Below are 8,278 nucleotides of genomic sequence, written 5' to 3'. Positions count from 1 at the left end.
GCCGGGCAGGAGTGCACGCCACGACGGCCGTCCCCGGCGGGCGTGGACGGACGAGAGCGGGATCGCGTCCAATTCTCGCGGTGCCGGGGGCGGGCGGCAACGATCAATTGGCGCCATTGCCCGGCGGCGCGCGGCTCGCCGGGCCCGGCCGCCCCCTTGGCCTCGCCGAACGGGCGCGGCTAGCCCTGCACCGCCAGCACCAGCGGGAACACCTGCGGCGCACCGGAGCGCCGCAACAGCCGTGCGGCCACGGCCAGCGTCCACCCGGTGTCGGTGAGGTCGTCCACCAGCAGGACCGGCCCGTCGGCCCCGGCCAAGGCTTCGGCCAAGGCCGGCGGCACCGTCAGCGCGCCGTCCAGCGCACGCAGCCGCTGCGCGCTGTTGGTGCGGGGCACCCGGGTGTCGGTGTCCGCGCCTCCGTACTCGACCGTGCCCAGCAGCGGCATCCGGCCCACCGCGGCGATGTGCTCGCCGAGCGAGTGGATCAGCTGCGGCCGGGTGCGCGAGGCGAGCGTGACGACGCCCACGGGACGGCCGGGAGCATCCGCCGCGCCCGAGGCCCAACCGCCGGGCCCGCGGGCCCAGTCGGCCAGCACGGTCACCACCGCGGCGGCAACATCATCCGGAACAGGCCCGTCCGGAGTGTGGGGGGCGAGGAGGGGGCGCAGCCTGTTGCCCCAGCCGATGTCGGAGAGTCGTCCGAGGGCACGGCCGGACGCCGCCTGCTCACCGGCCGGGATGCGGCCCTTGAGGTCGACCCCGACGGCCGGCATGCCCGTGGGCCACATCCGGCGCGGTTCGACCTCCACGCCCGGGCGCCCCAGCTCGCCCCGCGACGCGTCGAGCGCCCCGGCGGAGACCTCAGGGCCGAAGCGCGGCCCCGTGCAGTTGTCGCAGCGGCCGCACGGGGCCGCCTGCTCATCGTCCAGCTGACGGCGCAGGAACTCCATCCGGCACTGCGTCGTGGCGGCGTAGTCGCGCATGGCCTGCTGCTCGGCTCCGCGCTGGCGTTCCACCCAGGCGTACCGCTCGGCGTCGTACGTCCACGGGCGGCCGGTCGCGGTCCAGCCGCCGCGCACCCGGTGCACCGCGCCGTCGACATCGAGGACCTTGAGCATGGTCTCCAGGCGCGAACGGCGCAGGTCCACCTGGGGCTCCAGGGCCGGCAGGGAGACGGGGCGGTCCGATGCGGCGAGCACCGCAAGCGTGCGGCGGACCTGGTCCTCCGAAGGGAAGGCGAGGGAGGCGAAGTACTTCCAGATCGCCTCGTCCTCCCGGCCGGGGAGCAACAGGACCTCGGCGTGCTCGACGCCGCGGCCCGCGCGGCCGACCTGCTGGTAGTAGGCGATGGGGGAGGACGGCGAGCCCAGGTGGACCACGAACCCCAGGTCCGGCTTGTCGAAGCCCATGCCGAGCGCCGACGTGGCGACCAGGGCCTTGACGCGGTTGGCCAGCAGGTCCTCCTCGGCCTGCAGGCGGTCCGCGTTCTCCGTCTTGCCGGTGTAGGAGGCCACGGTGTGGCCGCAGCGGCGCAGGAACGCCGTGACCTCCTCGGCGGCCGCGACGGTGAGCGTGTAGATGATGCCGGAGCCCGGCAGCTCGGCGAGGTGGTCGGCGAGCCAGGCCAGCCGGTGCGCGGCGTCGGGCAGCTGCAGGACGCTGAGGCTCAGGCTCTCCCGGTCCAGCGGGCCGCGCAGCACCAGTGCCTGCGTGGACTCCTCGCCCGTGCCCAGCTGCTCGGCGACGTCGGCGGTGACGCGGGCGTTGGCCGTGGCCGTCGTGGCGAGGACGGGGACGCCGGGCGGGAGGTCGGCGAGCATCGTGCGCAGCCGCCGGTAGTCGGGCCGGAAGTCGTGGCCCCAGTCGGAGATGCAGTGCGCCTCGTCGACGACCAGCAGGCCGGTCGCAGCGGCGAGCTTGGGCAGGACCTGGTCGCGGAAGTCGGGGTTGTTGAGCCGCTCGGGGCTGACGAGCAGGACGTCGACCTCGCCCGCGGCCACCTCGGCCTGGACGGTGTCCCACTCCTCGACATTGGCGGAGTTGATCGTGCGCGCGTGGATCCCGGCCCGTGCCGCGGCGTCCACCTGGTTGCGCATCAGCGCGAGCAGGGGCGAGACGATCACCGTGGGCCCGCTGCCCCGGGCCCGCAGCAGCGCCGTCGCGACGAAGTACACCGCCGACTTGCCCCACCCGGTGCGCTGCACGACCAGCGCGCGGCGGTGGTGGGCGACCAGCGCCTCGATCGCCAGCCACTGGTCCTCCCGCAGTCTTGCCTTGCCCGTGGGGTCCCCGACGAGGCGGGCCAGGACGGCGTCGGCCGAGGCGCGGAGGTCTTCGTTCGTCATGCCCCCATGCAACACGAGTGCACTGACAATGCGCGAACGAGCGGACCCGGCTGTGGAAAACCGCTGTCCACAGCATTAGTAAGACCATATTTCACGGTTATCCACAGGCCTGGCGGGCTGTGGCGGACCCGCGGGACTCTCGGGCCATGACGCAGCACAACGAATCCGCCCGCCCGTCCACCCCCTCCTCCTCGTCCGCCGCCGTGCCCGCGACAGCAGGGGACCCCGGGCAGCAGGTCACCCTCCGCTCGCCCGCCGAGCTGGCCGACGCCCTGCCGTATCTGCTGGGCTTCCACCCGACCGACAGCATCGTCCTCGTCGCCCTCCACGGAGACCGGGGCCGCTTCGGCGGCCGGCTGAGGCTCGGCATCCCGCGCAGCGGCGAGGAATGGCCTGAAGTCTGCGACCAGCTCGCCGAGACCTTGCTGACCGGCAGCAGCAAGCGCGGCAACCGCCCCGACGGCGTGGTCATCTTCCTCTGCCAGGACCCCGACACCGCCGCGGGCCAGGCTCCCCGCCAGGTGATGGAGCGGCTGCGGCCGCTCGCCCAGAGCCTGCGCCGCGCCTGCGGCCGGCTCGACATGCCCGTGCACGAGGCCCTGTGCATCTCCGACGGCCGCTTCTGGTCCTACTGCTGCCCCGATCCCCGCTGCTGCCCGCCCGACGGCACCCCTCTGTCCCTGCCGGGCACGTCGGTGATGGCCGCCGCCGCGACCTACGCCGGCATCGAGGTCCGCGGCACCCTCCGGGAGATGGAGGGCCGCTACGCACCCCTCACGGGCGACCGCGCCGAGGAGCAGCGCAAGGCGCTGGACGCCACGGCCTTCGCGATGGTCCCGCGCATCCTGGGCGGCGAGGGCTGCGAGCCCGTGCGGCAGGAGGCCCTCGCCCTCGCGCGGGCCCTGGTCGACCGGTTCCAGGAGACACCGCCGCTCCCGGGCCGCTCCGCGTCCGACGCCCGCGACGACTCCCTCCTGACCGACGAGGAGGCCGCCACGGTCATCGTGGGCCTCCAGGACCGCGTCACCCGCGACCACGCCGCGGAGTGGATGGAGGGCCCGCGCACCCCGGCCGTCCTGAGGCTGTGGCGGGCCCTCGCCCGCCGCTGCGTGCCCCCGTACGAGGAGTATGCGGCGGCGCCCGTCGCGCTGGCCGGCTGGGTGGCCTGGGCCACCGACGACCAGCCCGAGGCGAGGGTCGCCCTGAGCCGGGCCCTCGCCGCCGACCCCGAGTACGTCTTCGCCCAGCTGCTCTACCGCGCGTGCAACGAAGGGCTGGATCCCGAACCGCTGCGCCGGTGCCTGCGTCACGAGAAAGCCGATCGTGCCCTCCAGGACGCGGTCCGGGCCGAGGTGGAGCGCATCGAGGCGGTGGCCGCGGCGACGGCTGCCGGAGCGGAGGGCCCCGGCGCCACGAGGGTCGTCCGGCGCCGGCCCAGGCCGGGCGGCCCCGGCGGCAGCACCGGCCCCGGGGGCCCGGGCGGCCCGGCGGGGAAGCCGCGCGCACGGCGCCGGAGCCCGCGCAAGCGGGACCACAGCCACGAGGACCGGCCCCGGTGAAACCGTGGCCCACACAGGCGGCCGCGCACACCGTGACCTCGGCGGGGCCGCCGCCGTTCATCCGGGTGGCCCGCAAACGTCGTCCGTCGTCCCGGTTCGTGACACCACAGGGGAGCGCAGTCCAGTGCAAGGCATCGTCCCCCAGGGCCGGCCGCCCCGGCCCCGTCCGGCTCCGCCGTCCCGCCCCGCCCCGGGGCGCCCGCCGGCTCCGCAGCCCGTGCACACGGCCATGATCTGCGTCGCGCTGCCCGCCCTCGCGATCTCCGGGGAGCACGGGCAGTTGACCGGGCAGGGGCTCGACGGGTTCTACCGCAGCGGGCGCCGGCTCCTGGCCCGCTGCAGGCTGAAGGTCGGCGGGGCCGAGCCGCTGCCCGTGCAGGGACGCATGCTGGGGGCCGACCGGGCCCGCTTCGTCGGTGCCGTGCGGACCGCTGCCGACTCGGGCCCTGACCCCGCCGTCACGGTCGAGCGCCTGCGGACGGCCGAGGGCGTGGAGCGGATCACCCTGCGCAGCACCGCGGCACGTGCCCTGCGGCTGCCCGTCGAGGTGTCGCTCGGCACCGATCTCGCGGAGCTGGGCGCGGTCGCGGCCGGTGCCCCCGGGCCCGAGGTCCCCGCGGGCGTGCACGCCTCCGGGCTGCGGTGGTCCACCGGCGAGGCACAGGCGGCGGTCACCACCGACCCCCCGCCGGGGGACGCCCTGGCATCGGCGGGGATGCTCTGCTGGGAGATCGAGCTGCCGCCCGGCGGCACCCGCAGCATCGAGCTCCGCGTCCTGCCCGAGCAGCCCGGCCGGATCCGGCAGCCCGAGGCGGCCGTCCCGGCGGGCCGTGCCTCCACGGCCCCGTGGGGAGATCCGCAGGCCGAGGGCGACGACCCCCGGGCCGGTGCGCTGCTCGCCTCCGCCCTCGACGACCTCCGGGCCCTGCTCGTCCGCGACCCCAACAGCCCCGGTGACGTCCACTTGGCGGCCGGCGTCCCCTGGCGCTGCGGCCTCGCTCCTGCCGAGGCCCTCTGGGCGGCGCGGATGACGCTCCCCCTCGGGGTCCGGCTGGCCGCGGGGACGCTGCGCACCCTGGCCCGGACGCAGCTCGCGGGGCCGGGCCCCGACAAGGGGCGGATCCCCGGAGCGCTGCGCCACGCCGGGGCGCACCTGCCGCCCGGCTGCACGGGCACCGAGGCCACACTGCTCTTCCCCGCCGTCCTGGCCGAGGCCCGGCGGTGGGGGCTGCCCGAGCGGGAGACGGAGGCGCTGCTGCCCGCGGCCGAGCGGTGCCTCGAGTGGCTGAGGAGCGCGGCGGGGGAAGAGGGGTACCTCGCGGATCCACTGCCCGGCGGGCCGTACCGCTGCGAGACGCAGGCGCACGCCCACCGCGCGGCCCTGCTCGGGGCCGACCTGCTGGAGACCTACGGCCGTCCCGGGGCCGAGAGCTGGCGGAGCTGGGCGGCCGGGCTGCGCAGGCGCTTCCGCGAGGACTTCTGGGTGGAGGACCCGGGCGGCGGGCGCCCCGCAGCGGCCCGCACGCCCGAAGGGCGCCGGATACCGCACCTGGGGAGCGCGGCCGCGCACCTCCTCGACACCGGCCTGCTCGGCGGGGGAATGCAGGCGCCCGGGCTGCTCGACAAGGTGCAGACCGAACAGCTCGCCCGGCTGCTCGGAGGGCCTGCGCTCGACTCCGGCTGGGGCCTGCGCAGCCTCGGGGCGAAGGAGCCGGGGCACAACCCCTTCGGTCACCGCAGCGGCGCCGTCCGGGTCCACGAGACGGCCGTGGCCGTGGCGGGCCTGGCCTCCGCCGGTTACGAGAAGGAGGCCGGCGCCCTGCTGCGGGGCACCTTGGACGCGGCGGCCGCGTTCGGCCACCGGCTGCCGGAGATGTACGCGGGGGAGCAGCGCACCGCCGGGAGCGCGCCCCTGCCCCACCCGGCCGCGTGCCGGCCCGCGGCTGTCGCCGCCGCGGGAGCGGTGCACCTGCTGACCGCGCTCGCCGGCCTGCGCCCCGACGCCCCGGCGGGATGCGTGGCGGTGCGACCGCTGCACACCGCCCCGCTGGGCGCGCTGAGGTTCACCGGGCTGCGCATCGCGGAGCAGCCGTTCGCCATGAGGATCAGCAGGCTCGGCCTCGGCATGGTCGAGGAAGCAGCCGACGGCCTGCAGCTGGGGGTGTGAACCGGTTGGATCCCGAGCTCACCGAGGAGGCGCTCACCGGCCCTGCTCAAGACCCTGTTTATCGTCAGGAAGACGACTATGATCGCGTCATGCCCTACGACCCGTCGGCCTTTCCGCCCTTCGCTGTCACCGTCGACCTGGTCGTGCTCACCGTGCGCCGCCATGCCCTGTGCGCTCTGGCCGTCCGCCGCGGAGAGCCGCCGTTCCAGGGCCGCTGGGCGCTGCCGGGCGGCTTCGTAAGGGGAGACGAGGACCTGACGACCGCAGCCGCGCGGGAGCTGGCCGAGGAGACGGGGCTGAACGCCCACGACCCGGCGGGCCCCTCGCCGGTCAACGCCGCCCATCTCGAACAGCTCGCCACCTACGGCGATCCGAAGCGGGACCCGCGCATGCGGGTGGTGAGCGTCGCGCACTTGGCGCTCGCGCCCGATCTGCCCGCCCCGCGCCCCGGGGGCGACGCGCACAGCGTGCGCTGGGCGCCGGTGGAGGACCTGCTGGACCAGGAGGTCGGCTACGGCCGCGACGGCGAGCAGGTGACCCCCCTCGCCTTCGACCACGCGCAGATCCTCGCCGACGGAGTCGAGCGCGCCCGGTCCAAGATCGAGTACTCCTCGCTCGCGACGGCCTTCTGTCCCCAGGAGTTCACGGTCGGCGAGCTGCGCCGGGTCTACGAGGCGGTGTGGGGCGTGGCGCTGGACCCGCGCAACTTCCACCGGAAGGTGACCGGCACGCCGGGCTTCCTGGTGCCCACCGGCGGCACGACGACACGCCAGGGCGGCCGGCCCGCCCAGCTCTTCCGGGCCGGCGGGGCCACGCTTCTGAACCCGCCCATGCTGCGTCCCGAGGCCTAGTCCGCAAGGGGATCGCGCCTGTGAGAGGCACCTGGCGGTCCGGCGTGCCCAGGGGTGGGACACGCCTTACAACTGCCTACATTGCGTAGCAAATAGGACATAGCGGGTTACGGTGCTGACGTACCTCCCCGCAGTTCCCGCGCCCTCGGGCCGCCTCGGTCACCGAGCGGGCCGAGGGGTGCCGCCGAGCCGTCTCACGCCCCGCGAGAGAAGCCATGATCCAGGCCATCGGACTCACCAGCGCCCCCCAGCGCAACCGGTTCCCCGCCGTCGACGACCTCACCTTCGAGGCCCGCCCCGGCCGGGTCACCGTCCTGCTCGGTGACCACGGAGCGGGCAAGACCAGTGCCCTGCGCCTCCTCCTGCGCCTCGACCCCGGTCGCGGCGTCGCGCTCTTCCGCGGCCGGCCCCTCGACCGGGTCCCGCACCCCACCCGCGAGATCGGGGTCGTCCTCGGGGACGTCCCCGGCCACCCGGCCCGCAGCGCCCGGGGACACCTGCGCATGCTCAGCGCCGCGGCCGGCGTCCCCGCCGAGCGCGCCGACGAGGTCCTCGAGGTCGTCGGCCTGACGGGCCTGGCCGGCCAGCGCCTGGGCGACTTCTCCCTGGGCATGGACCGGCGCCTCGGCATCGCCGCCGCCCTCCTCGGCGACCCCCACACCCTCGTCCTGGACGAGCCCGCGCACGAGCTCTCCCCCCGCGAGACCGCCTGGCTGCACGGAATGCTGCGGGCCTACGCGGACCACGGTGGCGCCGTCCTCGTCACCTCACGGGACCCCAAGGAGGCGGCCCGCATCGCCGACCAGGTCGTCACCATCGACGACGGCCGTCTCGTCGCCGACCAGGAGGCGACCGAGTTCGCCCGCACCCGGCTGCGCCCGCGCGTCGCCGTCCAGTCGCCCTTGGCCGCCCGCCTCGCCCACGCCCTCACGGCCGAGGCCGACCAGGCCGTGACCGCCGAGGGCCGGCCGGCCGTGGAGGTCGTGGAGGAGGGCGGCAGCCGGCTGTCGGTCTACGGCAGCACCTGCGCGACCGTCGGCGAGACGGCCTACCGGCACGGAATCCTCATCCACCGGCTGACCGAGGAGATCGGCGACAGCGGCCCCGTACCCCCGCTGCTGCGCGCCGACGGCCGCCGGGCCGGCTCCGCCGCAGCCCCGCCCGGCGCGGCGCCCGCAGAGGCCTCGGACACCCCCGAAGGCTTCCGTGCGGAGGCGGACGGCCCCTCGTCCGCCGGGGAAGCGGAGCCCTCAGGGCGCTCCGGCCCGCCGGCCGGGCACGCCCGGTCCGCCCACGCCGGCACGCCCGGCACCGCCGTCCCCCCGGACCTCGCCGTCGAGCTCCCCCGCGTCCACA

General features: G+C 76.1%; 5 protein-coding genes. 4 read left to right on the top strand and 1 reads right to left on the bottom strand.

Annotated features, from left to right (window positions below; translation table 11 throughout):
• Window positions 1-179: 179 nt before the first annotated feature.
• A complete protein-coding gene (locus tag ACSNOG_RS30575; protein WP_436755956.1) occupies window positions 180-2,345 on the bottom strand; it encodes a RecQ family ATP-dependent DNA helicase in 2,166 nt (721 codons plus the stop codon).
• A gap of 146 nt (window positions 2,346-2,491) precedes the next feature.
• Here ACSNOG_RS30575 and ACSNOG_RS30570 point away from each other — a divergent pair, with 146 nt between their 5' ends.
• The 4 genes from ACSNOG_RS30570 to ACSNOG_RS30555 form a co-directional block, all read left to right on the top strand.
• A complete protein-coding gene (locus ACSNOG_RS30570; RefSeq protein ID WP_436755955.1) occupies window positions 2,492-3,904 on the top strand; it encodes a DUF4192 domain-containing protein in 1,413 nt (470 codons plus the stop codon).
• A 229-nt stretch (window positions 3,905-4,133) separates the two neighbouring features.
• On the top strand, window positions 4,134-6,071 hold the full coding sequence (locus ACSNOG_RS30565; protein WP_436755954.1) for a glycogen debranching N-terminal domain-containing protein: 1,938 nt from the start codon (window positions 4,134-4,136) through the stop codon (window positions 6,069-6,071).
• A gap of 89 nt (window positions 6,072-6,160) precedes the next feature.
• Entirely contained in the window at window positions 6,161-6,922 is a 762-nt protein-coding gene (locus ACSNOG_RS30560) for an NUDIX hydrolase (protein ID WP_436755953.1), read from the top strand.
• Window positions 6,923-7,137: 215 nt separating this feature from the next.
• A partial coding sequence (locus tag ACSNOG_RS30555) for an ABC transporter ATP-binding protein (RefSeq protein WP_436755952.1) occupies window positions 7,138-8,278 on the top strand: 1,141 nt, incomplete at its 3' end.

The sequence above is a fragment of the Streptomyces sp. URMC 124 genome (assembly GCF_051386455.1).
GTDB lineage: Bacteria > Actinomycetota > Actinomycetes > Streptomycetales > Streptomycetaceae > Streptomyces.
The sequence above is the reverse complement of the archived record's forward strand: the minus strand, read 5'-3'. Positions and strand labels throughout refer to the sequence as shown.

Coding starts and splice junctions, on each gene's coding strand:
- ACSNOG_RS30575 (WP_436755956.1), bottom strand. CDS start 2,345: ATGACGAACGAAGACCTCCGCGCCTCGGCCGACGCCGTCCTGGCCCGC.
- ACSNOG_RS30570 (WP_436755955.1), top strand. CDS start 2,492: ATGACGCAGCACAACGAATCCGCCCGCCCGTCCACCCCCTCCTCCTCG.
- ACSNOG_RS30565 (WP_436755954.1), top strand. CDS start 4,134: ATGATCTGCGTCGCGCTGCCCGCCCTCGCGATCTCCGGGGAGCACGGG.
- ACSNOG_RS30560 (WP_436755953.1), top strand. CDS start 6,161: ATGCCCTACGACCCGTCGGCCTTTCCGCCCTTCGCTGTCACCGTCGAC.